Genomic DNA, 25,299 nt, shown 5'->3' with positions numbered 1-25,299 from the left:
TTGGTTTCGTAGTTGAAATACAAAATGCTATATCGAAATTTTACACAGTTTTCGAGATAGCATTTTATAATTGAAAAAAAAGAATTGTAATTTATATTTGTGTATCTACAGTATCATTTCCACATAAAGCTGTAAATGTATTTGTTGGTCTACTTTGTGCTTTTTGTGCACATGCTCCAGTTAAAGGAATTAATCCTCCTTTTATTGTATGTGCGTTTGTAAGGTTTGCAATTTTAGAACTGTTAAGGTTAAGTTTTTGAGTAAAGTTTTTTAAAGTTTTCATGGTGTTTTTGTTTTGCGATTATGAAGTAAATGTATAGCAAAAACACTCCCGATTTTAATGGTTTTTCGTGGTATTTATAAATATCATTCTAAAAATAAGCTTGTAACTTGCTGGCAATCAATTAATTGTTTTTGATTGTTGATTTTCATGTTGTTCGAAGGCTTGTGAGCGATAAATGGCTGTTTTTTTGTAAAAAACGACTAAAAATTGACTTTTAGGAATGAAGTATAAAGTCAATTTAAAGCATAAAAAACATCTAAAATCTAAGGAGTTTTATATTCTTTCAATCCTGAATTTTTAAGAATCGATAATGTGAAAAGTTTAGATGTAAAAAAAGAAGATATATAAATATTAGATTGAAAGAAGCGCTCGTATGTAAAACTTATATTTATATATTTCTACGGCAACTTATTTTTAATTATGGTAAGATTGCCATGTTTTACTTCGCTATATGAATTATGAATATGATTGAAGTTTTTATTTATTTTCCATTCCTTAGTAAATATCAATGAAATGAAATCGCCAATATAAGGTCTTGATTTTCTATTTATTTCAGAAAGTTTATATTCCATACGTATCGTTAGTTTATCATTTTCCTTTGGTTGGTAAAAATCAAAAACTAAATTTGAGTTGAGGTAGTTGGCTATAAAATTTGCAGATAAGCCATTGTTTAATACTTCAGAAGGAGTAAGTGGGAAAAATTCTGTATTGAAAAGATTGTCGTTTAAAGGCTGTACATATTTAAACAAACACCACTTTATTAAAGTTTCTTCGTATTCTTCTTTACTGAGCTTTATTTTATTTTTCCTAGAGTTTTTATTGTGAATTACCTTTTGTTCAATAATAGAGGTTTCGTTTGCTTTAACTTCAAAAATGATTTTTAACTCAGGATTTAGCACGCTCTGCTTTTTTAGTTTTGTTCAAAGCTACTAACTTTTAGGGTTTTCACTCAATAATCGTGATTTAAAATGCTATGAAATAGCTTACTTAAAAAGGGAATAAAAGAACACAATCTTCTTCACTAAAAAATAGATTTCTGAATGAGTCATTATATATAAGGTATACTATGCTGATTCTTTTAACTCTTGATTTTCAAGTTGTTTTAAGAAATACGAAGGATGAATTCCTGTTTTTTTGTTAAAAGCTACCGAAAATGATTGTGCATTATTAAATCCAACCTCAATAGCAATTGCTTTTATAGTGTAAGATCTAAACAATCTATTTTCTTTTAATTGTGTAATGGCGTAATCAATTCTGATTTCATTCATATACTTAGCAAAGTTCATCCCTTTTGTCATATTAATGATTTTTGAAAGGTATGTACTATTTGTATCTAACTCTTTTGCAAGTTTGGTGAGTGTATAACTCTTTTTGGTAAACTTATGATTCTTTTCAAATTTATCTAACTTAACTAAAACGGAATCAATAATTTCTTGTGGAATTCCTACGGAAGCCTTCGTGATAACAGGGATTTTTTTAACAGGTTCCTCTTCTTTCTTCTTTTCCTTATTTTCATATTCCAACATCAATGCATCAAAACGTTTCTTGTAAACCACGTTTCTACGGAAAAAGTAAAAAATAGCTCCAGAAAGTAATACGGAAAGAATAATAAGCACTAAAATAGTTTTTTGCGATAAGAAGTTAGAATCTTCTAGTTTGGTGATCAACTCTTCTTTTTTGCTCAATAATGCTTCTTTCTCAGAAATTAATAAAGGAGTTTCATACTTGGTCACAATCTTTTTTCCAAGATTTTGATAATCTTTAGAAATAATATCATCGACAGCTAATAATTTTTCAATTGCAGACAAACGTGCAGCATCATCACCAGAAGTTTTATGTGCAGTATTTAAAAGTTCATAAGCTTCTCTAGCCTGAAACACAACTTTTGGGTGTTGCTGATAAATAGAATCTACTTTATACAAATATTGTAGCGATTCTTCGTTCTTCTCTTGTTTCTCCAAGCATCTATATATATAAAGGTATGTAGAAGACAATGCTTTTTCGTTGGTTTTGAAAAATGTAGCCGCTTTTTGTAAGCTGTCTTTTCCTTTGGTATAATCTTCTTGAAAGTATGAAGTAATTCCGTATGATAATAAAAACCAAGGATATAAATATTTATCAGGATGATCTAAACTGGCAACAATTCCACGTTGATGCACAATTTCTGCAGAATCTAAAAGTCTATTCTTATTATACGAATCTGCTAGCGCGAATAACGATTTCAAATATTGTTGCTTGTCTTTCTTTTGATAGTCATTCTTTGTAATGAAATCTAAGTTTTCCTGAAAAATAGTTAATGCTTCTTCTTTTTCATCACTTACATTTTTTAACAGTCCTATATAATGTTTAATAGAAATCTGTTGCGCAATATTTTTAGAAGCAATTGCTAAGTCGTTTGCTGTAGCAAAGTTATCTAGCGCTTCATTATATTTTGAATTATAGTATAATTGTGTTCCTTTTAATAAATACCCTTTTCCTAGATATCCGTCAAGTTTTGCATTTTTAGACAATAAAATAATACTATCAGAATAGGAAATAGCTGTTTTTGTATGACTATAATGTGTAACCAATAACTCGTATCCTTCTACTATTTTAAGTAAATCATTGTCTTTTTTGGCGTTTTCAAGGTATAATTTGGCAGTATTTAGGTTTTCTTCAGCACTTTTTGTTTCAGAAACAAAGTCTGTTTTCAATTTTTCGAAACTATTTTCTTGTGAAAAGCAGTCAGTAACTCCTAAAACAGTCGAAATAATTACAAATAATACAGATGTAATTGACACATTCTTACGAAAAGAAGATGAAAAACCTATTATATGTGGTTTGTTTTGGAAAATAATAGTCACTTTTTTTCAAAAATTTTCTTTCAGAGTTCAAAAAACACTCCCTCAAATGTTTTTATGTAAAAAATTAAAACTCTTAAAAGTAGGTTAAATAATACAGTTTTGGTTAAATATGTATAAAAATCAATATTCTGCCCTTAAATACATGATAAATATATCAAATTTTGAAAGAATAATGACATATCCATGTCATTCAAGTATTTACGTGTCTTCAGAAAAAATCTAACGAGATGATATTTATAAATCTCATGCTTGGATTTATAAATATCAAAACTAACTGTTTGAAAATGTGAAAATTACGTCATTATTTAGCACTGTCGATTTGTTGCAACAATCACAAAAGGCGAAATCCGAAAAGCCATTAACAGAGTAGGAAATCAAAACTTTTAAACTTTAGTATTATGAAAAAATTAATCAAATTAACAGGAGCATTAGCAGTAGTAGCATTATTCGCAGTATCTGCAATCAACACTTCAAACGCACAAGAAGTATCTATGGATGACGTAAACGTTACAACTGTAGAGAACTTAGACAACATGTTGAAAGATTCTTGGACATTTATCTCAAGAGATTTCGTATACACTGGAACTAGCGAGCGTTAGTCAACAGTCAATTAGTATTAATCACATTATTTAATCAAAATTTTAAAACCACATTATTATGAAAAAATTAGCAAAATTAACAGGAGCATTAGCAGTAGTAGCATTATTCGCAGTATCTGCAATCAACACTTCAAACGCACAAGAAGTATCTATGGATGACGTAAACGTTACAACTGTAGAGAACTTAGACAACATGTTGAAAGACGAATGGACATTTATCTCAAGAGACTTCGTATACACTGGAACTAGCGAGCGTTAGTCAACAGTCAATTAGTATTAATCACATTATTTAATCAAAATTTTAAAACCACATTATTATGAAAAAATTAGTAAAATTAACAGGAGCATTAGCAGTAGTAGCATTATTCGCAGTATCTGCAATCAACACTTCAAACGCACAAGAAGTATCTATGGATGACGTAAACGTTACAACTGTAGAGAACTTAGACAACATGTTGAAAGATTCATGGACATTTATTTCTAGAGATTTCGTTTATACTGGAACTTCAGAAAGATAGACCTTAGAATTGAAAAAGAAAAGACCACTTTTTCGGTCTTTTCTTTTCAATCTTTACTCAAGTATTCTTAATCCAATAAAAAAATATATAATCATGAAAACAACTAAAAAAATATTACTCGGGTATCTTACCGTTCACTTATTGTTTATGTTGATTATAGGATTTGCAAGTTTTACTTCGTTTCAAGATGAAGAATCGCAAGCTAAGTTAAATCCTGTTGGAAAATTCATAGCAAACAAAGCTTCACTGTTTGAAACTCCGAAACCGGTTACTGATTTTATATTCTTTTATGCAAAATACACAGGAACCAATAGAGGATATTCATTCTTTTCTCCAAATATATCACCCATAAAAGTAAGTATGCGATTTATGGCTGACGGCGAAGAAATTCAACTTCCATTTAAGTCACCAGAATCTTTCTTAAAATTTAGATCAGCAAACTTACACTTTAACTCAAACATCTTTGATGTGGAAGAACGAGAAGTCATATTGAAATCAATTTCATCTTCATTGTTCTCAGACCATCAAGATATAGACAAAATTGACATTTACTTAGATTTATATCGATTCAACACACTAGAAAGTGCAGCAGTTGATGGACATCAAGTTATGTATAAAGAAATCTTAGGATTTTCAACCACAAAAAATAAGGAAGTTGCTATGCAAACCAATTCCTTTAAAAAATAAGCATCATGAAAACTACTATAGACAATTTTATCTTCGGAAATTTTATCAGCGTTAAAAAAGAGCTTGTCATTAAAATGATTGCCGTATTTGCTGTTGTAAATGTGTTGGTAATTCTACCAGATTTATTTTACATCTTTGGAGAACAAAGCATTCTTCAAGAAGCCGTAAACGAACGTTATGTATTTTGGTATCAACCTGTTTTAGGATGGTTTACAGGTATCTTTGCATACATTGGATTTACAAAAAACATGACATTCTTATTCTTCTTATTTCTATATGGAATTAGCTTGGTATGTTTATGGAGAAATTACAAAAGACCACTTTTTGCTATCATAGTATGGTTTCTTCACTTTATGTTTGTAAACTCTACATACTTATTCTCATACGGAGCAGACTATTTCGTTTCATTTATGTTATTCGTAAACATATTAATCTGTGCAGGATATTTATTTAATGAAGAATCTCGCAAACCACTATATAGTTACGTAATTAGATTCTTACAATTACACTTATGTTTGGTATATTTCTTTGCAGGAATAGGAAAAGCAATAGGAACAGACTGGTTAGACGGAAACGCCATTTGGATGGTTATCAATACGTACACATCAAGTACAGTAGTAGAAGGTTCTATAGGATTGGTATCGTATCCAGTTATCTTTAAAATCTTAGCTTGGGGAACTGTAGCTTTAGAATTGTTTTATCCAATTTTAATGTATATGAAGAAAACTAGAAAAGTTACACTTGTATTAGTTATCATGTTACATGCTGGTATTGGAATATTCATGCAGTTTTACACATTTGCAGTCGTAATGATTCTATTAAACTTAATTGCTTTTGGACATTATTTCAACTGGAAATCAATACTTAGCAAAGAAGAAGAAATGCCCAATTTACAATTGGAAACAGGAGTTGCCTAAAAAAGTTTTCCAAAATACATTGCATTACTATGTATTTTGTTTATATTTGAAACATGAATTCTGAATTTGTTCAAAAATGGCAGTCCCAGGTTAAAAAAGGAACCTTAGCATTTATTCTATTGAATATCTTAAAAGACAATGAGTTTTACGGATATGAATTAATGGAGCAAGTTCGAAAGTTCACAACCATAGAAATAGCAGAAGGCACATTATATCCTTTAATGAATCGATTAAAAAAAGAAGGATTAGTAACGTCTAAATGGGTAGAGCAAGAGTCGGGAATCCCAAGGAAATATTATCAGCTCACTGAAACAGGTGTAGCAACATTGATAGAAATGCGTGTATACTGGCAAAATTTGGAAACATCAATTCAAAAGCTTATAAAATAAACAGATGAAAAATATTGAATTCAACGATAAATCAGCACAAAAAATATACGATAGTTACTTCAGAAGAATTCGTAGAACGATTTCTGTATTAGCTAAAAGTGATAAAGAAGATGTGTTGATGGAATTCAATAGCCACATATACGAAGGCTTGCAAAATGAAGCAGAAGGTGGAGAAGTAGAAAAACTACTTAAATTAACACAAGGTTTAGGCGATCCAGAAGAAGTGCTAAAACCTTTAGTAGCTGAAAAAAAATTACAACAAGCTACACGTACGTTCAACCCAATGCATATATTTCAGGCAATATTCCTGAATATTAAGAGCGGAATTGTATACTCAGTTTTTGCCATCTTATATATATGTTTATTTAGTTTTGGAATCTTAATGTTTTTAAAATTTACAAATCCTGATGAAACAGGATTGTTCCTAAAAAATGGCGAATTTGTAGCCTTAGGAGCTTTAAAAACATCAGACCCAGCAATTACTGAAGTATTAGGAAACTGGTTTGTGCCAGTAATGTTTTTTAGTGCTTTGGTACTTTATATAATTATTACATTAATTTTAAAATTGACACGAAAGAAAAAAGAAGAATAACTTTTTTTTACACCTATACATAGCAATGCAAGGTAGGTAGTATACAACATCACATTGTTAGTCACAATAAAAAGCAAAACAAAAAATGTTACCAATAAAAATTAAACATATTGCCCTCTTATTTCTCATGATGCTCTCAGGATTGTGCCTAGCACAATCCAAGAGTATCCAAGGTAAAGTGACCGATACACAAAACTTACCTATTGATGGAGCTGCGGTTGTATTGTACAATGCAAAAAAGAGCATTATTACATACACGGTAACAAATGAATTTGGAGCATATGCTTTAGAAGGTGAAGTAAAAGAAAACTATATTTTAGAAATTACACATATATCATACTTAAAACAATCAAAAACAATTACAGCAAACCAATTAACACAATCACCAATTGTAATTGATGTTGTATTAGAAGAAAACACAGCTTCTTTAGATGAAGTAATTATCATCTCAACAAATGAAGTAAAAGACACGGTTCGTTTAGACTTAGACAAATTAAAATTATACGAAGATGACAATTTGAGAGACATCTTAAATAAAATTCCAAACTTCAGATTAAGTGATGACGGAACAATTATTTATAAAGGAAAAAGCATTGACAAAATACTCGTAAACAAAAAGCCTTCTTTTGAATATCAAAATAGTATTGCTTTAGAAAGTATTGAAAAAAATATTATTGAAGGAATTAGTGTCATCAATAACTACAACGATGATTTCTCTTTAGATTTTGAAGAAAACGAAGAAAGTGTACTAAACATTGATACAAAAAACCAATCGCAAAGTATCATGAATGGTTCGCTGGAAGCAAGAGCAGGTTACCAAGATAAATACGAATTTAAAGGAAAAGGATTTTTATTTTCTAAAAACTTAAATGCTTTCCTAACGAACAATACAAACAACATTGGAAAAACAACGGTAACTGCAGGTGAAGTAAAGAAGTTATTTAGCGAAGGACAACCATTTTCAAGATACCAAGGTGAAACGTTAAGCGGATTGTTTGCTACCAATGAAAACTTACAAAAAGACTTTTATACAAGTACAAACCTAACGCTTCGTAATCAATCGCAGCGCTTAAAAACATCAGGTTTGTTTTACTTCATCGCGCCAGATAGAGTAAATAGTGTAGTACAAAACGCAAGTACATTAGACAATGTGTCTTTATTAAACACACTAAACGAAACTCAAGCAAAAACACAATCGTTTTTAGGAGCCTTATCTGTAGCGTATAAAATATCAAACAAAACAATTGCAACGTATACAGTAAATGCAAACTATATCAATAACAAAAACAATAGTAACATTCAAAATGAATTGTTTGACAATGGAATGACAAACGGAATGAATACTACGTTTTCAAACAATAGAAATAACATTTTCTCATCAAACCATGTATTATCTGTAAAAAGTAAATTACAAAAGAACCTGATTTTAGAAACGAAAGCTTCTTACTATCATGAAGGTACAAAGTTGCTAAACGATTACACAATCACAGCAAACAACAACATTTTTGATACAGCAACACAGCGTTATCGATTTGACAAAAATCAAGCTTTAGGAAGTGTTGGACTAAAATACAAAGCTTCAGATAAGTTCATTTCTTTAATTACTGCTGAGTATTACAAAGAAAATGAAGAAATCAAAGACAGAAACTTAAACAATACCATGTTGATCAAAAGATCACAAGATAATTATTTAGTAAACTTAGAGGTTACAGGTGAAAATATTGTAAAAGGAGTTGATTATGAAGTTGCTGTTGGATTGAATTCTTTCACAAACAACTTAACAGTGGACCAAATTGAAAATACAGATACATTTATTCCAGTTGATCTTTGGGTAGATTATGAAAACAGATTGAATCGTTATGCAGTAAGCTACACACGCACACGTACATTTAATGACATTATTTTGGGAATCAGTAGTATACAGCCTTTCAATAGTATTTGGAATGGAACAAATGTATTTGCTTTAGGATTCAATACATCAAACAACTTTCATGCAAGTTATGACTATGACAACTTATTTGATGGAGAAATATTCTCATTGTCAGTAACTTATAAAAATCAAAAAGACGTAGTACGTAGAAATTTTGTACAACAACAAAACGGAATTTCAGAGTTCAATTTCTTTATCGCTGACAAAGCAACCGATTTAGAGTTAAGCACATTCTATTCAAAAACAGTATTTCCGTTAAAATATCCAACAAAAATAGATATCTCAGCAAGTTACAATCAAGTAGATTATCCAGCAATTATAGCACAACAAGAAGTTGACGTTGTTACAAAAACCATTGCACCAGAATTGAGAGTAGAAACCATTACAGACAACTTTGTAAACTTCAGTTTATCATCAAAAGTATCATTTAGTAGTGATGAAATTCAAAACACAACCTATGATGCTACCTATACAAGAAACAGTTTTGCAGTATTGCTAAAAAACAAACAATGGAAAGGGAACATTACATTTTTATATGACAACAACCATATCAACAATGTAACCTATTCAAGAAAGAACTTAAATCTAGGTTTATCATACACAAAAAACAATATGGTTTTCAGTATGGAAGCTAGACATGTAGGAGAGTTGCTATCATTCTTTGAAAATGATGCATATAATTCTCAATTCATTATAAGTAATGGTATTACTAATACCATCGTAAACAACCAATCATTAAACTATATCATATTAGGAATCAAATTTAAACTTTAATATAACCATTTATAAAACTCAATATCATGAAAACTATCAAAATTTTAATCGCAGTATTCTTCGTAAGTATCACATTAAATGTTAACGCTCAAGAGAAAGACAAAAACATCTTAAAAGTAAACTACACAACAGGATGTGTATCTGATTTCCTAGTAGGAATGTTAAAAAACCAAATTAAAGATCCAGCGCAGTTATCAAAAATGTTAACAATGATGGAAGGATACCAAGTACACAGTAGCTTTTACCAAAATATTAAAACAAAAGAATCAATCTTCGTAATTGACTCCATTAGTGAAGTAGAAAAATTAAGCACTGCAGGATATACATACTACACATACAGAAATGCAGACGGAAATTTACAAGGAAAAGAAATTTTCATGGGGAAAAAGATCAACTTCCAAGGAAAAGTAAGCGAATTGAAGTGGAAAATCACTGATGAGCAAAAAGAAATTAACGGATACCAGTGTAAAAAAGCACACTTAGAAGGAAACCCAAAAGTATACGTTTGGTTCTCTCCAGAGATTCCAGTAAGCGGTGGACCATATGTATTTTACGGATTACCAGGATTGGTATTAGAATCGGACAACTACTTCGAATCTGTAAACGCAACTACAATTGGATATGAAAGCAAAGAAGTTTTCGAAAAGAAATTGGCACAAGTAAAAGATAAAATCAGCGATAAAAAAGCAGTTTCATTAGCAGAAGTATTTGCTAAAAAAGAGAACTTCCAACGCATGATTTTAAAAGGAAAATAAAAAATAGAACAACACTGAATATTCACTTTAATACAAAACAACATGGAATTAGCTATCAACAATTTAACAAAAAAGTACGGCTCAAAAAAGTTAGGATTGAGTGATTATTCAATCAATATTACTTCTGGAATCTTAGGTTTATTAGGTCCAAATGGAGCAGGGAAATCAACACTTATCAAAATGATTTCATCTATTAGTAAACCAACAAAAGGAAGTATCTCATTAAATGGAAATGATATCCTAAAATCGCCAAACTACATTCGTAAGATGTTAGGATATCTTCCACAAGATTTTGGTGTATATCCAAACCTAAACGCTTTTGAATTTCTGTCGTACATGGCAGCAATGAAAGGTGTTGGTGGGAAAGGATTGCATGAAAGAATAGAAAAATTATTAATGGAAGTGAATCTGATAGAATCGGCAAACAATCAACTGGGAACGTATTCTGGAGGAATGATTCAGCGTATTGGAATTGCACAAGCATTGCTAAACGATCCGAAAGTGATCATTTTTGATGAACCAACCGTTGGTTTAGATCCTGAAGAACGTTTACGATTCAGAGATTTAATTTCAGATTTGGCAAATGACAGAATCATCATCTTATCATCACACATCGTATCAGATATTGAAACTATTGCTGATGAGGTTGCCATTATGAAACAAGGAGAATTGATTGTAAAAGATTCACAAGAAGACATCATACAACTAGCCGATGGAAAAGTATATGAAACTACAGTGAGCAAATCAAACATCAATAATTTCAAAAGCTATCATACGGTAGTAAGTTCATACAGAATGCAGGATAATTTTAGAGTGCGTTACATCTCTGAAAACCCTAATGTTGGCGCAGATAATGTGACAGCAACCTTGGAAGATGCTTATATCTATTTAACCAAAAACTAATACCATTACTGCCATGTTTCAATTCAAAAATATCATCAAAGGAAATTATTTACAGTACGTACGAAGCTATTCGTTTCTTATCACTGTAGCGCTTAGTGTATACATTGCGTTTAGCTTTGTGCCTTCGCCAGAAGCAAATTACACAACCATTAGATTGGGTTCATTTACAGGAAATTACAATACAGCTTGGATAGGTTTTGTAACGGCAATCATGTCAAGTACAATCTTATCATTAGTTGGTTTTTTCTTAATCAATGGAAGTATCCGAAAAGATATTGAAACACGAATTGGGCATATAATTGGAACCACACGCATATCGAATACGGCATACATTATCACAAAATTATTGAGTAATTTTTTAATACTATTCTCCATATTGGTTATTGTGGGAATAGTAAGCGTTATATTATCATTCCTTTATGGGAATGGACAAAGTTTTCAGCTCTTAGATTTTGTATTGCCATATGCGATTATTACGATTCCAACATTATTTGTAGTGTCTAGTTTTTCATTACTATTAGAAATTATTTTACCTAAAAAAACACTCTTACAATACGGAATATTCTTAGTAGGATTCTTTATCATTCTTTTTGCTTCTTCTTCTGAAAAGCAAGGAATAGTAGATGTATTTGGAATGCAATATCCAACAGCCGTTGTAAGTGATCAAATTCAAGCATTACATACAGGAGAAGACACGCAACTTGCTATCGGATTTATTTCTGGAGGAAGAAACTTGGACAAAGTTGTAACCGTAGAAAGTATTTCATTTACACAGTCATACATACTAGGACGTTTATTTTGGATAGGATTTGCGTTTGTATTGGCAATGATAAGTTCATTATTCTTTCACCGATTTAATATTAAAGAACGTTTAACAACACAAATAAAACCACAAGAAGTACGTAACGGAAGAAGTGCTGATTTCCAATTGGGAAACATCACCTCAGTTCCTGAATTTTCTTCACAACTATCACCACTAATTGGTGCAGAAATGCTGATGCTAGTTCGAAAAAGCCCAAAATGGTTATGGGGAATATCATTCTGTTTAATGGTGGCTATGATATTTGTTCCATTAACATTTGCGCATCACTATATGTTACCATTACTATGGTTTTTACAAGTAGGAGTTTGGTCAGATTTGGTTACGAAAGATATTGCCTTTAGAACACACTATTTTACGGCTTCATCGTACCAACCTGTACAACGTTTATTCATCTCAAGAATCATTGCAGGTGCTTGTATTGCATTATTTATTGCTACGCCGTTATTAGTAAGATATATTGTAGAATTAGACTTTCACACATTGCTAAATATTACGCTTGGCGCACTATTTATTATTCTATTATCTGTATTCTTTGGAACATTGACAAAATCAAAAAAACTATTTGAAATTGTGTTTTTCTTCCTCATTTACAGTAATATCAACTTGGTTTCTATTACAGATTACTTTGGAGCAATTCATACTTCATTCAGTTACACAGGAATCATGGCAGTGTTAACCATAGGGTTATTTACAGGATCATATTTCTTAAAAAAATTGAGTTATGACTACTAAAAAATTAGATGAATTGATCGAAGCTCACAACATTATCATTTTCGATGGTGTTTGCGGATTTTGTGATGCTTCGATTCAATTCATCCTAAATCAAAAACCTTCAAACGAAGTCCGATTTGTGTCGTTTCAGTCTGAAACAGGACAACAAATCATGGAAAAAGTAGGGCTTGAAATCAATTTGGATACTATTATTTTTGTGGAAAAAGGAATCGTATATCAAAAAGCAAAAGCATTCCTAAGCATTCTAAAACATGTAGAAAGTTCATATCGATTTGCGGGTTATCTTAGTTTCATTCCATCTTTTATCAGTAATATATTATATGATATTATCGCAAAATACAGATACAAAATTATGGGGAAAGTAGAACAATGTAGATTGCTCACACCAATGGAAAGAGCTTTCTTTTTAGAGTAATAGAATTCTAAAATGTTAAATGTTTGTCAGTGCAGCGATCTTAAAAAATCACTCGAAATGATATTAATTGAATCTGAAAATCCGTCAGATTGAGTGAAATTCTGAAAGAATTTTGTGTCGAAATCACTTCAACTTATCCCCAAATAACTTACGCAACTTCGTTAACTTAGGCGTAATTACATAACTGCAATAGCCTTGTCGTGGATTTGATCTATAATAATCTTGATGCTCGGCTTCTGCTTCGTAAAACGTTTCTAATGGCGTAATCTCAGTAACAATTGGTTCATCATAATAATCTGCCATTTGTTTCAGTACAACTTCAGCAATTGTACGTTGTGCATTAGTATGATAAAAAATAGCCGAACGATATTGTGTTCCAACATCAGCTCCTTGTCGATTTAACGTTGTAGGATCGTGTGTAGCCATAAACATCACTAGAATTTCTTCAAACGAAACCACATCAGCGTTAAATGTTAATTGAATCACTTCGGCATGACCTGTTAAACCTGAACAAATTTCTCTATAAGTAGGTTTTCCAGGAACTGTTCCACCTGTATAACCAGAAACAACAGTTTCTACTCCTTTTACTTCTTGAAAAACGGCTTCAGTACACCAAAAACATCCACCACCAATAGTTGCTGTTTGTATATTTTTATCTTCCATAAACGTATAATTCTATTCTTTTTTATAGCATAACAAAGATACTCATAAAAGGTATCATTTTATAGCGTAAAAAAATATGCTTTTACATCCTTGTTAGTAGTAGAAAATAGGATACCTTAAAAGGTGCAATTTTATAATACTTAGTACATCGCAGACATTATTTTAACATATACATAAAAAAAACACTGTCAAAATTGTCACAAAATAATGTTGTTTTTTGTAGTCTAAGCCCAGCAAAATCAAGAGTTTTGACATAAGTCTGTCAGTGTTAATGACATTCATCTATAAAAAGCATTCATTCGTCGAAGCTTTGGTAGTTATTGTCTAATATATAGGGTTTTATATGCTAGAGAATAGTATATTTGGACTTAACTTTTTTTCATGGTTAAAGTAATTTATTGGTTATAAATTATTTCCCTTATTACCCTAAGACCCCAAATAAGAATAACCAATTTTGGTAAAAAAAAAGAGCTTCCGTAAGGAGGCTCTTTTTGATTCAATGAAATTCGGTTTTAAAAACTCATAGAGTGCATTTAAAATCGTCAGTTGAGTTGATTCCCCTGTGCAGTGAGAATCTCAATATATTTTCCAGTTAGTTTTTTCCTTTAACTATCTTTTATCTTGATACAATACTGAACCAAGTTCAGCACAGGCTTCAACAAAAAATCAATTCCGCCCGCAGGAAATTGCTGCGCATCATTCAGTCGCTAAACTACATGCGCTTTACTTCTGCCTGCTTTTTCATTATTTCTTTGGACAGACGTAAGATACCATTGTAGTTTTTTCTTTTTGACTTCGGTATCTGAACCTGTAAAAGCTATAACGTTTATGTTTCTCAATTATCACAAATAATCTAACTTTTAACAACGAAGCGGTTTAAAAATTAAATACTCTAATTAACCAAAATAAAATACTGCCAAGGTTGTAATGCTATCTCTTGTTCTTTTGTAAAAGTAACTGTACCGCCTTCCATATAGTTTGAAAAGTTTCCAACAAGATCAATTTTTGTGCTAATAGCATCTTTAGAAAGGTTTCCAATATAATACACAGACTTTCCGTCTTTTTCACGTTTAAAAGCCAGTACATTATCAGCTACGCTTGTAGAAATTTTTGTATAGGAAGCGGCATTTTTTCCACCATGTAATGCAATATGTGTGTTTTTTAAAGCTCCTAGTTTTTCCAAAACTGGCCATGTAGTTCCTTTTGTTTTTGGAATTTCGTCTTTTTCAAAAAACTTCAAACGATGTTTCATATCATACTCTTGTCCAGAATAAATCAATGGCATTCCTGGCGCAGTATAAATCAAAGCTGTAAATGCTTCTCCACCTTTACCCATACGTTCTTCAATAGTTCCATTCCATGAGTTTTCATCATGATTTGTTACGAAATTCATTAAAATATCATCATTTTCATATAATGAATCTATTTGTTGCATACGTTTATCCCAATCAGCAACTGTTTCTTTTCCTTGTGCAATATGATTCATACGGTGATGCGTATCCCAACCATATGCCATATCAAACAAACCATTTTTCAATAACTCAGGTTCCCAGGCTTCGGCAAGCATGAAAATATCTTTGGTAGCACGCAATTGCGGCACAGCTTCTTCCCAAAAATCAGTAGGTACAGAACCTGCTACATCACAACGAAAACCATCAACATCTTCTTCAGTTAACCAATATTTCATGTCTTTTACCATCGCTTTACGCAACTCTTTGTTGTCATAATTCAAATCGGCAACATCTGCCCAGCCCACAGGAATTCCATCTTCATTTAACGGATCGGTAATTTCTCCTTTATCATTTTTTGTATAAAATTCAGGATTTGTTTTCAACCATGTATGATCCCAACCTGTATGATTTGGAACCCAGTCCAAAATTACATAGATATCATTGTCATGTGCAGTTTTTACCAATTCTCTAAAATCTTCAATCGTTCCAAATTCAGGATTAATTTTTGTGAAATCTGAAACTGCATAATAGCTTCCTAAGTATTTCTTACGTTCCTCAGGGTCTTCAATTTCACTTGCAAACTCACTACCTGTTGCTTTACGTTTCGTTTCTGAAATAGGAAAAATTGGCATTAACCAAATAACTTTTACACCTAATTGTTTTAACTGCGGAATATCTTTTGTGAATGCATCAAATGAACCTTCTTTTGAATATTGACGAATATTAGCTTCATAAATCACTGCATTTTCCATCATATCATTGGAAATTGTGGCAATTTCCTTTTCTTCTGGTTTGGGTGTTTTTTTAGTTTCTTTTTTTTCCGTTTTACACGAAAAAAATAAGAATGTCGTAAGTATAAATAAAGTTAGGTTTTTCATTCTATGTTAGTTTATAAATGATGTTTAAATTGAATTTGATCAGTATAATTTTACGTACAACTCACGTTCCTTTTTTGTTTTCCAATTGATAGTGATCGTAACGGTTTTTTCTAATGGATTCCAGTAATAATCAACTCTTTTCCTTGCAAACTTTACCTTTTTTGGTTTTTTGTTGATATTGTGTAATACAACTTTAATTTCTTTGGTATTTGGAGGGAGTTTTTCTCCATTTTCTGAAGAAAAGTAAAAGTGAAAATGCGAGGTTCTAAAATCACTTCTAAAGGTTAATAATTCGTAGTTTCCTTTTTCATAAGCGCTTTTAGTTTCGCCGTCATCCGTATACATTTTGCTAATATGTTCACGTACGCTTTCATCATGATAATAATGTAAGTCAAATGTATTTGGATCATAATTAGCGGTCGTTTGTATTGGTTTTGCCATCGGGATAAACGCACCAGCACGCACATATGTTGGAATAGAGTTTTCTTTAGTAGAAACTTCTTTGGTTTGTCCGCCAACAATCTTTTCACCTGAATAAAAGTCGTACCAATTAGAGCTTTCTGGAAAGTATATTTTTTTAGTATCAACACTATCTTTTACAATAGGTGTTACCAAAAAGTCATTTCCCCATAAGTAGGTTTCTGAATTCGTATACAATTCTTTATTTGTAGGTTCATCAAAAAATAATGGACGCATTAATGGAGTTCCTTTTTGATTGTTTTCAAAGGCAATAGTGTAATTGTATGGTAATAATTGATAACGCAATTCAATTGCTTCTTTAGCTAGTTTTTTCGCTCTTGGCGATCGAAATACAGGTTCACTTGGTACTTCTTCTTGCGCATGTGGTCTGTAAATTGGTTGAAAAACGCCGTATTGCAACCAGCGGATGTATAAATTGTCATTTAAATTAGCGCCAGCAAAGCCGCCTAAATCAGAGTGCATATAACCCAAACCTTGCATTGCCATTTGTAGTGCAATTTCAGTTTGTGATTGCAATCCGCCCCAAGTTCTGTTTACGTCGCCCGACCAAGGAATAAGTCCGTAACGTTGTGATCCTGAATAACCAGCACGCATCAAAATAAACGGTCGGACATTTGGAAAATCTTTGGCATAACCTTCATATACTAATCGTGCCCAATCGTGTCCGTAAATATTATGTTTTTCGTTGGCTGTTCCTGTATGATGTAGTAATTTTTCTGGATGTACTTCGGGTTCTCCTAAATCGCCCCAAACACCTGCAACGCCCATTTCTGCGAGTTCTTTGTAAATTCCCCAAAACCATTTTTCTCCTTTAGGATTGTATATATCGATCAATCCAGTATTCCCAAAATAGAAGTCAAATTTATATGGATTTCCAACAGAATCTTTTGCTAAAATCCCCAAATTTGCTGCTTCATGCCAATGTTTGGAAGTTGTCAAAATAAACGGTTCGGTAATGAATACTGTTTTTACACCTTTATCATGTAAGTTCTTAATCATTTGTTTGGCATCAGGAAACGAGTCTTTATACACTTGCAAATTTCCCATCGTTCCTTTGATTTCTTTCCCAAACCAATACAAATCTAAAATGATTGCATCCACAGGAATTTTTTCATCTTTGAATGCTTTGATCGTTGCTTCAGTTTCTGCTTGCGAATGATAGCCAAATCGACTTGAAAAGTTCCCAAACGCCCAACGTGGTGGTAATGGTTGTTTTCCTGTTAAATCAGTATAATTATCTATAATGTCAACCCAAGAATCGCCAGCAATAACTTGATAGGTTTTACGTCCAGAAATGGTTTCATACGTAAGTGTATTGTCTTTTTTGCTATCTAAATCCAAATAACCAATCGGCGCATTGTCAAAATGAATCATGTATTTATTTGAAGACATTACAATTGGTAATGTAAAATTCATTAATTCTGAGCGAGTTTCGTACCCATAGTGCGCTCTGTTGTATAGTTTTAATCGATTTCCACGACGATTCATACCTAAAGCGCGTGCGCCACCGCCCATCAGGGTTTCATCTTTCGTCAAATTGAAATCAATCGCTTCGCCTTCTGTTACTTTTTGATATCCGTTTTTCTCAGAAATGACTAGTTTTCCTTTGTAACTGTATGCTATTTGAAAAGGATCTATGTTGATTGTCGCCGAAATTCCAGTAGTTTCAAATATGACTTCTTGTTTGCCTTCCCAAAAATTAATAGTTGGAAGCGTAGTTTCCATGACAACTGCATGTGAATCTTTTTGTGCTTTTTCTCCTTTTGGAATAAAAGTAGTTTCTATAATTTCCGTGTTATACGCTTGTAACAAATATTGTCCGTCGCTTACATTTATTGTCAATACAGATTTACCATCGAAAGAAGCTTTTTCAAATTTTCGAGTATCATTTTGCGCAAGCGAAAATTGCCAACATAAAAGTGATATAAATAATATTTTAAATAGTTTCATAAACTGATATAATCATTAATTTTTAATTGCAAAATGCCCATTATGGGCTTTTTAGTAGAAATGTCAATGGAATGTGCAATCGTTTTTGCCAAGCATTTTCCGAATGATTAGCTCCATCAAATTTTAAGTTTCTATAATTTGCTTTTGTATATCCTTTTTTCTTAAAAATGCTATCGACAATTTCCGCATATTGTGGATAATATTGATCAAGCGTTTCGGTTCCGTAATCAAAATAAAAACGATGTGTTTTAGGGGATGGAATATGATCGCTCATATATGCAAAAAATGTGTCAGGAATCGGATTATTTTCAGTGGTTGGAACAATACCTTCCCAATGTGTTGAAATACAAGCTGCTGCGCTAAAAACTTCTGGGTATTCACACATGGTATACATCGAAATTAATCCGCCCATGCTAGAACCTGCAACAAATGTGTGTTGACGATTCGTTTTTACAGCATAGGTTTTATCAATGTATGGCTTTAGTTCCTCTGTAAGGAATTTTAAATAGTTATCGGCACTAAAAATCATGTCGAAATTGTTCTTTTTGGCTTCCGCCAGAAGCGACTTTTTTGTTTCTTCATTCAAATAGCTAAACGCTTTTTCAGGGAAATAATCTTGCCAACGAATTTCAGCAATATTCCAAGGAGCAACAACTATAAAATCTTTTACTTTTCCTGCTGCCATCAATTTAGAAGCAACTTCATCTACTTTCCATTCTTGTTTGTTCCAAGTGGTGGATGCGTCAAATAACATTTGTCCGTCATGCATATACAATACACTGTATTTTTTATCTTTTGAATAGTTTTCAGGCAGCCAAACATCTACATTTCGTGGACGAATATAGTTTGATGGAAAATCAGAAACACGCATGAGTTTTCCACTTGCCAACTGTACTGTTTTCACTTCGGTTGCAATTGGATTTTTATCACTTGTTTTCGTTTTTATATGTTCAGAAAATAACCAAAGGATTGCTTTTTTGAATTCGCTTCGCCAGAACGATTCACTATGTGTTCCACTTGGCGTAATTTGTACATTCATATTGGTTTTTGGAAAACCGTTTTTTTGAATTGTAGTTACAATAGTTTCTAAATCTTTTACCATGTTTCCTCCTTCTTTTCCGCCCATAAGGTAGTAGAGTTTGGAGTTTTTGGCTTCCGCCAGATTGTTCTCAGTAAATGGAATAATTTGATCTGAAAACCAAAATGAAGGCGAGAAGATACCTGCTTTTCCAAATACATTTGGATACTCAAAAGCAGCATAATGAGAAATAAGGCCACCCATAGAACTTCCCATGATTCCTGTATTTTTGGCATCTGATTTTGTTCTGTATTTATTGTCAATAGCAGGTTTGAGTGTTTTTGCAATGAAATCTACATATTGTTTTCCTTGTGGTTCACCGTATTTTTCATGTTTCCAAGGAGTGTATTCTTGCATGCGTTTTTCACTATTATCAATAGCAACGACAATAATGTCTAAGCCATTTGTTTGATGCAGTCTATTTAAGATTTCGTCTACTTCCCATTCGCCTGAATACGATGTAGCTTTGTCAAAAACATTTTGTCCATCATGAATGTATAATACAGGATACGATTCGTTTGAATTTGTATAGTTTGGCGGTAGATATACTTGAATTTTTCGTGTGGTATTGAGTTGTGGAATTTCGAATGCTTCCGCAAAAGTTTCTACATTGGATTGTTTGGTAGAAACCGTTTCGTTTTTATTTCCAAATGCCCAAGCGCCAATAGCAATGTTGATGGTTTCAGGAGTTTCTTTAAAAGTGTAGCTTCTATTTTCAATATTTTGACGTTTTGCATCAAGTTCTACTCCTTCCCAAGTTCCTAATGTGAATTTGTAGTTGATAGTTTCTCTATGATTTGGAAGCGTAATTTGATAACTTTTATCTTTTCTTTCTAGTTTTAATTCGTTCCTTCCGCCAGACCAACCTTCAAAATCACCTGAAATGTAGATATCTTTTGAATAGTCATGATCACTTGGTAAATTGTTCACAATTATTGTGACTGCTTTTCTACCATCTGTATAGTCATCTTTTTGTTTGCCTTTACACGAAAAGAAGAAGATTGAAATTATTAGTATGACTAGTTTTGTTTTCATATGTTGGAGATTGAGCGGAGTCGAAATCTAATTTGTTGTTAGTATGATACTTCCTTTTTCTTTGAGTTCAATTTCATCGTTCCAGATGAATTTCTCACCTGTGATAACATTTCTCAACGTTTTCCCTGCCAAGTTCATTTCTGCATACCGTTTAAGATCAATTATGATTGGTTTTTCATTTTTATTGATGATATGCACAACCGTTTCATCATCCAAAGTTCTGAACAAGAAATATGTTCCCAAAAACGGTGCAAAATGAACGGTTTTTCCATCATGAATTGCTTTGCTCGTTTTACGATAGTTCAATAGTTTTTTGAGAAAGTTTTGCATGTCTTTTTGTTCTACAGATAAACCTTCACCTGTAAATGCATTCACTAAGTCGCCTTGCCAACCACCGGGGAAATCGGTTCTAATTAAACCATGATCACCAGGTTTTTCAAAGTCATTCATTAAAATTTCTGTTCCGTAATAGAGTTGTGGAATACGTGGTAATACTAATTGATAACTCAATGCCATTTTAGTATTTGCAATATCTCCATTGAGTTGTGTAAAGATGCGACTCATGTCATGATTGTCTGGAAATATCATGATGTCTTTTGGTGTTGTGTAATTGAAATCGTTTGCCAAACCTTCATATATTTTCACCAATCCTTTGTTCCATGATTCTTCTTCATTTAAGGCTTCTACTGTTTTTCGTTGCATCGCAAAATCCATGCTTGAACGAAGATTACTTTCGTAACCATCTTTGTTATTCGCTCCAGTTTGCCAGTAACCAATGAGTAATGGATTGTAACTCCATTCTTCACCAACAATAGAGAAATTAGGGTATTCAGTCATAATTGCACCAGCCCAATTGCTCATGAATTCTTTATCAGGATATGGATACGTATCTTGTCGAATTCCACCCAAACCTAAAGCTTCAATCCACCAAATACTGTTTTGAATAATATATGTTGCCATGTATGGATTGCGCTGATTTAGATCGGGCATTGAGCTAACAAACCATCCATTTGCCATGCCTTCTTTATCACTTTGAGAAGCATAAGTATCTTGATTTGATGTACGTCTGTGATTTGAATAAGTTGTTTCTTCACCATTTTCAAATGCTGTTTGATAGTTTACCCAATCATTAAAAGGTAAATCTTTCATCCACCAATGCTGTAACCCGCAATGGTTTGCCACTTGGTCCATAACGAGTTTGATACCTTTTTTTCTAGCTTCATCAGCTAATTCGAGGTATTCGTCAAAGGTCCCAAAACGAGGATCTACTTGGTAATAATCTGTGATGGCATATCCGTGATAGGAACTACGCGGCATGTCGTTTGTGAGTAACGGACATGACCAAATTGCCGTGAAACCTAAGTCATCTATATAATCTAAGTGATTTGTAATTCCTGTAATGTCGCCACCATGACGTGCGTAATCATCTTTTCGGTTGATGGTAGCTTCTTTTAGAAGTGTAATTTTTTCACCAGTTTCTGTAATTCCAGATTTTTTTAATGGAATATCGTTTGATGTGTCTCCATTGGCAAATCGGTCAGGAGTGATAAGGTATAAAACATCCGAACTGTCAAAACCAATATAGTCTTCTGCGGCTTTTTTACGTTGCTTGAGTTCGTAGGTTTGTGTGAGTGTTGAACCGTTTTCAAGTTTGAATTCAATATTGAACTTTCCTACTGTTGCTTTTCCAATATTTAGATCGATGAAAAGGTAGTTTGGACTTTCGCCTTTTTGTACTTTTTCAATATTGATATTTGTGCTCGCAATTGTTGGTGTTGCGCTTGCAATGTTTGGATGTTTGATTAAGAGTTGTAGTTTGGTGTTTTTGAAACCTGTCCACCAATACGGTGGTTCTATACGTTCAAGTTCGTTTTTTGTTTCTGTTATTTCTGAAGTAAAGCTTTCTGCATCAGATGGTTTGTTTGCTGTTTCTTTACAGGAGAACAAACATGTTAATAGTAAGAGTACGATTGCTTTTTTCATCTGATTTAATGTTTTAGCTTTGAGTTGTTAGTATTGAGAATTGAGATGAGTTTGTTTGCATTTTTGGATTCAAAGTGCATCTCGACTGCGCTCGATGTGACATTTTTACATACTCATATCTCACTTCTCAATACTATTTATTGCCTAGTCCTGATTGTAGTGGCATCCTTTTTTTGCTTTGCTATATGGCAAAAAAAGATACAACGGAAAGCAGGAAATAACTCTTTATACTTTTTATTGTTTATGATATAGTGACCAAATCGTTTGGTGAAACGGCTACTTTTTTACCATCGACTAGGATGATTAAATCGTTTCCTTTTTCAAGTTCAAACGAAGTTGCATCTTGTGTAACGTTTATTTTGAGTATGTGATTTCTAAAGTTTACTTTGAATGAATAGCCTTTCCATTGCCATGGAATACGTGGTTCAAACGAGAGTGTGTCATTTTTCATTCGCATACCGCCAAATCCTTCTACGATGCTCATCCAAGTTCCTGCCATAGACGTGATGTGCAAACCTTCTTCGACTTCTTTATTATAATCGTCTAAGTCTAAGCGTGACGTTCTGAGATAGAATGTATATGCCATGTCCATTTTGTCTAATGCTGCAGCTTGAATACTGTGTACGCAAGGTGATAGTGACGATTCATGTACAGTATATGGTTCGTAGAAATCGAAATGTTTTTCGAGTTTTTCTTTTGTGAAATGATCTTCAAAGAAGTAGAAACCTTGTAAGGTATCTGCTTGTTTGATGTATGGCGAACGTAGGATGCGATCCCAACTCCATTTTTGATTGATTGGTCGTTGTGATTTGTCTAAATCAGCAACACTAACCAAGTCTTTGTCTAAGAAACCATCTTGTTGTAAGTATATGTCATATTCCTCACTGTATGGAAAGTACATGTTTTCTGCAACTTCCATCCACGAAGAGATTTCTTGCTCAGATAAACGTACTTTTTGCATGATACGATTGTAATCGTCCGCGTATTCTTGTTTTACTTTTTCAATGTGTTCTTGTGCAAATTTGATACACCATTGTGCAATGTAGTTTGTGTACCAATTGTTGTTTACGTTGTTTTCGTATTCGTTTGGACCTGTAACACCTAGAATTACATATTTGTTTTTAGCCGTTGAGAACGTTGCTCTTTGATGCCAAAAACGTGCAATTCCGATCATGACTTCTAAGCCCATTTCTGGAATGTAGCTGTAATCGCCAGTGTAACGAATGTAGTTGTATATGGCAAAAGAGATGGCCCCATTTCGGTGAATTTCTTCAAAGGTGATTTCCCACTCATTGTGACATTCTTCACCATTCATTGTTACCATAGGGTAGAGTGCTGCACCGTTGTTAAACCCAAGTTTTTGAGCGTTTTCAATGGCTTTTTCCAAATGGTTGTAACGATATTGCAATAGGTTACGTGCTACTTGCTGATCTTTTGTGGTCATGTAAAAAGGAATGCAATACGCTTCCGTATCCCAATAGGTGCTTCCTCCATATTTTTCGCCTGTAAATCCTTTTGGACCAATGTTGAGACGTGAATCTTTTCCTAAGTAGGTTTGATTGAGTTGAAAGATATTGAAACGAATTCCTTGTTGTGCTTTTACATCACCTTCGATAGTAATGTCTGCCATTTCCCAAATTTTTGCCCAAGCTTCTTTTTGATTGTCTAGCAATGCTTCAAATCCTAAAGTAGTCGCATTTTGCAATGCTTTTTTAGCGGCTTCAATGAGGTTGTATTTATCATGATTTGTGCAAACCGTATATCCTCCATATTTATATATAGTAAAGGTTTGGTTTGCTTTTACTTCTTGTGTATAGTGAAACGAAATGTCTGTTGATTTTTCAGAGACATTCGTTGGTAAGTCTAACGTTTTATTGTCAAGCTTTAGTTCCGTTTGCATGAATGTACATGCGTAGAAATCTGTTTTTAGTGTTTTGGCAACAATAAATGCTTGATTGTTTTCTTCCTTTACTTGAATGGTTTCCCAGAATTTTTCTTCCCAATTGGCATCTTCATTTTTAATACCTGCATCCAAATATGGCGTATATTTTATAGTAGCATCACTATTTAGTGGTTTGATGCTATATGCGATGGCTCCAACTTCATCAATATCTAAACTTAGAAAACGTTTTGAAGTGACTTCAATTTCGATATCGTTTTGTAGTGTAGCTGTAAACGAACGTTCGTACCAACCTTCTTTCATGTTTAACTCACGACGGAAGTTTTCTATTTTTTTACATTTGAATAAATCAAGTGATTCATCATTGATACGTACATTAATTCCAATCCAATTTGGAGCATTTAGTACTTTTGCAAAGTATTCTGGATAACCGTTTTTCCACCATCCAACTTTAGTTTTGTCAGGATAGTATACTCCTGCAATATAACTTCCCTGAAATGTAGGACCAGAGTAGTATTCTTCAAAATTAGCTCGTTGTCCCATAGCGCCGTTTCCGATGCTGAAGAGACTTTCGGAGGATTTTACACTGTCGGCGTCAAATCCTTCCTCGATTATTGACCAGTTATCTGGTTGTATATAATTCTGATTCATTTTTTTATGGGTGTTTGGTTTTGGGTCTTGGGTCTTAGGTTATAGTTGACACTAATACCTAATACCTAAC

The 25,299-nt window shown here is 32.8% G+C and carries 21 protein-coding genes; 12 read left to right on the top strand and 9 right to left on the bottom strand.

The features are described 5' to 3' along the window. Positions 1-91: 91 nt before the first annotated feature. From Q0828_RS02550 to Q0828_RS02540, 3 genes are all read right to left on the bottom strand, one after another. Positions 92-283 (bottom strand): hypothetical protein, encoded by a 192-nt coding sequence (locus Q0828_RS02550; protein ID WP_298417403.1) that lies wholly within the window; start codon positions 281-283, stop codon positions 92-94. Between the two features lie 398 nt (positions 284-681). Further along, a complete protein-coding gene (locus Q0828_RS02545; protein ID WP_298417402.1) occupies positions 682-1,182 on the bottom strand; it encodes a hypothetical protein in 501 nt (166 codons plus the stop codon). A gap of 165 nt (positions 1,183-1,347) precedes the next feature. Continuing rightward, the gene (locus Q0828_RS02540; protein WP_298417401.1) at positions 1,348-3,126 is read right to left on the bottom strand and encodes a helix-turn-helix domain-containing protein; all 1,779 of its coding nucleotides are present in this window, start codon (positions 3,124-3,126) and stop codon (positions 1,348-1,350) included. 398 nt (positions 3,127-3,524) lie between these two features. Between Q0828_RS02540 and Q0828_RS02535 the strand changes: the two genes are divergently transcribed. The 12 genes from Q0828_RS02535 (at position 3,525) to Q0828_RS02480 (ending at position 13,160) form a co-directional block, all read left to right on the top strand. Next, positions 3,525-3,725, top strand: a complete 201-nt coding sequence (locus Q0828_RS02535; protein WP_298417400.1) for a hypothetical protein — start codon at positions 3,525-3,527, stop codon at positions 3,723-3,725. Positions 3,726-3,783: 58 nt separating this feature from the next. Then, the gene (locus Q0828_RS02530; RefSeq protein ID WP_298417399.1) at positions 3,784-3,984 is read left to right on the top strand and encodes a hypothetical protein; all 201 of its coding nucleotides are present in this window, start codon (positions 3,784-3,786) and stop codon (positions 3,982-3,984) included. A 58-nt stretch (positions 3,985-4,042) separates the two neighbouring features. Then, entirely contained in the window at positions 4,043-4,243 is a 201-nt protein-coding gene (locus tag Q0828_RS02525; protein ID WP_298417398.1) for a hypothetical protein, read from the top strand. A 93-nt stretch (positions 4,244-4,336) separates the two neighbouring features. Further along, entirely contained in the window at positions 4,337-4,930 is a 594-nt protein-coding gene (locus Q0828_RS02520) for a hypothetical protein (RefSeq protein ID WP_298417397.1), read from the top strand. A 5-nt stretch (positions 4,931-4,935) separates the two neighbouring features. Further along, the gene (locus Q0828_RS02515) at positions 4,936-5,847 is read left to right on the top strand and encodes an HTTM domain-containing protein (RefSeq protein ID WP_298417395.1); all 912 of its coding nucleotides are present in this window, start codon (positions 4,936-4,938) and stop codon (positions 5,845-5,847) included. Positions 5,848-5,900: 53 nt separating this feature from the next. After that, positions 5,901-6,236, top strand: coding sequence for a PadR family transcriptional regulator (locus Q0828_RS02510; protein ID WP_298417394.1), 336 nt, complete (start codon positions 5,901-5,903; stop codon positions 6,234-6,236). Between the two features lie 4 nt (positions 6,237-6,240). Further along, positions 6,241-6,828, top strand: coding sequence for a DUF1700 domain-containing protein (locus tag Q0828_RS02505; protein WP_298417392.1), 588 nt, complete (start codon positions 6,241-6,243; stop codon positions 6,826-6,828). Between the two features lie 85 nt (positions 6,829-6,913). Then, positions 6,914-9,532, top strand: coding sequence for a carboxypeptidase-like regulatory domain-containing protein (locus Q0828_RS02500; protein WP_298417390.1), 2,619 nt, complete (start codon positions 6,914-6,916; stop codon positions 9,530-9,532). Positions 9,533-9,558: 26 nt separating this feature from the next. After that, positions 9,559-10,287 (top strand): GLPGLI family protein, encoded by a 729-nt coding sequence (locus Q0828_RS02495; RefSeq protein ID WP_298417389.1) that lies wholly within the window; start codon positions 9,559-9,561, stop codon positions 10,285-10,287. Between the two features lie 42 nt (positions 10,288-10,329). After that, positions 10,330-11,190, top strand: a complete 861-nt coding sequence (locus tag Q0828_RS02490; RefSeq protein WP_298417388.1) for an ABC transporter ATP-binding protein — start codon at positions 10,330-10,332, stop codon at positions 11,188-11,190. 13 nt (positions 11,191-11,203) lie between these two features. Beyond that, positions 11,204-12,745, top strand: coding sequence for a hypothetical protein (locus tag Q0828_RS02485; RefSeq protein WP_298417387.1), 1,542 nt, complete (start codon positions 11,204-11,206; stop codon positions 12,743-12,745). Further along, complete coding sequence (locus Q0828_RS02480; protein WP_298417385.1) at positions 12,735-13,160, top strand: thiol-disulfide oxidoreductase DCC family protein; 426 nt, start codon at positions 12,735-12,737, stop codon at positions 13,158-13,160. Before Q0828_RS02485 ends, Q0828_RS02480 begins: the two co-directional genes overlap by 11 nt. Positions 13,161-13,283: 123 nt before the next feature. Here the strand turns inward: Q0828_RS02480 and msrA are convergent, their stop codons facing one another. From msrA to Q0828_RS02450, 6 genes are all read right to left on the bottom strand, one after another. Beyond that, on the bottom strand, positions 13,284-13,823 hold the full coding sequence (gene msrA / locus Q0828_RS02475; RefSeq protein WP_298417384.1) for a peptide-methionine (S)-S-oxide reductase MsrA: 540 nt from the start codon (positions 13,821-13,823) through the stop codon (positions 13,284-13,286). Positions 13,824-14,715: 892 nt separating this feature from the next. Further along, the gene (locus Q0828_RS02470) at positions 14,716-16,152 is read right to left on the bottom strand and encodes an alpha-amylase family glycosyl hydrolase (protein WP_298417382.1); all 1,437 of its coding nucleotides are present in this window, start codon (positions 16,150-16,152) and stop codon (positions 14,716-14,718) included. A 39-nt stretch (positions 16,153-16,191) separates the two neighbouring features. Beyond that, positions 16,192-18,582: a TIM-barrel domain-containing protein gene (locus Q0828_RS02465; RefSeq protein ID WP_298417381.1), complete on the bottom strand. Its 2,391-nt coding sequence runs from the start codon at positions 18,580-18,582 to the stop codon at positions 16,192-16,194. Between the two features lie 40 nt (positions 18,583-18,622). After that, positions 18,623-20,695, bottom strand: a complete 2,073-nt coding sequence (locus Q0828_RS02460) for an alpha/beta hydrolase-fold protein (RefSeq protein WP_298417379.1) — start codon at positions 20,693-20,695, stop codon at positions 18,623-18,625. 27 nt (positions 20,696-20,722) lie between these two features. After that, positions 20,723-22,678 carry a glycoside hydrolase family 13 protein gene (locus tag Q0828_RS02455; protein ID WP_298417378.1) on the bottom strand — a complete coding sequence of 652 codons (1,956 nt, stop codon included), beginning with the start codon at positions 22,676-22,678 and terminating at the stop codon, positions 20,723-20,725. A 241-nt stretch (positions 22,679-22,919) separates the two neighbouring features. After that, positions 22,920-25,229 carry a glycoside hydrolase family 65 protein gene (locus tag Q0828_RS02450; protein ID WP_298417377.1) on the bottom strand — a complete coding sequence of 770 codons (2,310 nt, stop codon included), beginning with the start codon at positions 25,227-25,229 and terminating at the stop codon, positions 22,920-22,922. Between the last annotated feature and the right edge of the window lie 70 nt (positions 25,230-25,299).

The organism is uncultured Kordia sp. (genome assembly GCF_947496985.1).
Taxonomy (GTDB): Bacteria; Bacteroidota; Bacteroidia; order Flavobacteriales; family Flavobacteriaceae; genus Kordia.
This window is presented reverse-complemented; position numbering and strand designations above follow the sequence as displayed.

What these genes read in the sequence shown, in the direction of transcription:
- Q0828_RS02550 (WP_298417403.1), bottom strand. Translation starts at nt 283, where the DNA reads ATGAAAACTTTAAAAAACTTTACTCAAAAACTTAACCTTAACAGTTCT.
- Q0828_RS02535 (WP_298417400.1), top strand. Translation starts at nt 3,525, where the DNA reads ATGAAAAAATTAATCAAATTAACAGGAGCATTAGCAGTAGTAGCATTA.
- Q0828_RS02530 (WP_298417399.1), top strand. Translation starts at nt 3,784, where the DNA reads ATGAAAAAATTAGCAAAATTAACAGGAGCATTAGCAGTAGTAGCATTA.
- Q0828_RS02525 (WP_298417398.1), top strand. Translation starts at nt 4,043, where the DNA reads ATGAAAAAATTAGTAAAATTAACAGGAGCATTAGCAGTAGTAGCATTA.
- Q0828_RS02520 (WP_298417397.1), top strand. Translation starts at nt 4,337, where the DNA reads ATGAAAACAACTAAAAAAATATTACTCGGGTATCTTACCGTTCACTTA.
- Q0828_RS02515 (WP_298417395.1), top strand. Translation starts at nt 4,936, where the DNA reads ATGAAAACTACTATAGACAATTTTATCTTCGGAAATTTTATCAGCGTT.
- Q0828_RS02510 (WP_298417394.1), top strand. Translation starts at nt 5,901, where the DNA reads ATGAATTCTGAATTTGTTCAAAAATGGCAGTCCCAGGTTAAAAAAGGA.
- Q0828_RS02505 (WP_298417392.1), top strand. Translation starts at nt 6,241, where the DNA reads ATGAAAAATATTGAATTCAACGATAAATCAGCACAAAAAATATACGAT.
- Q0828_RS02500 (WP_298417390.1), top strand. Translation starts at nt 6,914, where the DNA reads ATGTTACCAATAAAAATTAAACATATTGCCCTCTTATTTCTCATGATG.
- Q0828_RS02495 (WP_298417389.1), top strand. Translation starts at nt 9,559, where the DNA reads ATGAAAACTATCAAAATTTTAATCGCAGTATTCTTCGTAAGTATCACA.
- Q0828_RS02490 (WP_298417388.1), top strand. Translation starts at nt 10,330, where the DNA reads ATGGAATTAGCTATCAACAATTTAACAAAAAAGTACGGCTCAAAAAAG.
- Q0828_RS02485 (WP_298417387.1), top strand. Translation starts at nt 11,204, where the DNA reads ATGTTTCAATTCAAAAATATCATCAAAGGAAATTATTTACAGTACGTA.
- Q0828_RS02480 (WP_298417385.1), top strand. Translation starts at nt 12,735, where the DNA reads ATGACTACTAAAAAATTAGATGAATTGATCGAAGCTCACAACATTATC.
- msrA (WP_298417384.1), bottom strand. Translation starts at nt 13,823, where the DNA reads ATGGAAGATAAAAATATACAAACAGCAACTATTGGTGGTGGATGTTTT.
- Q0828_RS02470 (WP_298417382.1), bottom strand. Translation starts at nt 16,152, where the DNA reads ATGAAAAACCTAACTTTATTTATACTTACGACATTCTTATTTTTTTCG.
- Q0828_RS02465 (WP_298417381.1), bottom strand. Translation starts at nt 18,582, where the DNA reads ATGAAACTATTTAAAATATTATTTATATCACTTTTATGTTGGCAATTT.
- Q0828_RS02460 (WP_298417379.1), bottom strand. Translation starts at nt 20,695, where the DNA reads ATGAAAACAAAACTAGTCATACTAATAATTTCAATCTTCTTCTTTTCG.
- Q0828_RS02455 (WP_298417378.1), bottom strand. Translation starts at nt 22,678, where the DNA reads ATGAAAAAAGCAATCGTACTCTTACTATTAACATGTTTGTTCTCCTGT.
- Q0828_RS02450 (WP_298417377.1), bottom strand. Translation starts at nt 25,229, where the DNA reads ATGAATCAGAATTATATACAACCAGATAACTGGTCAATAATCGAGGAA.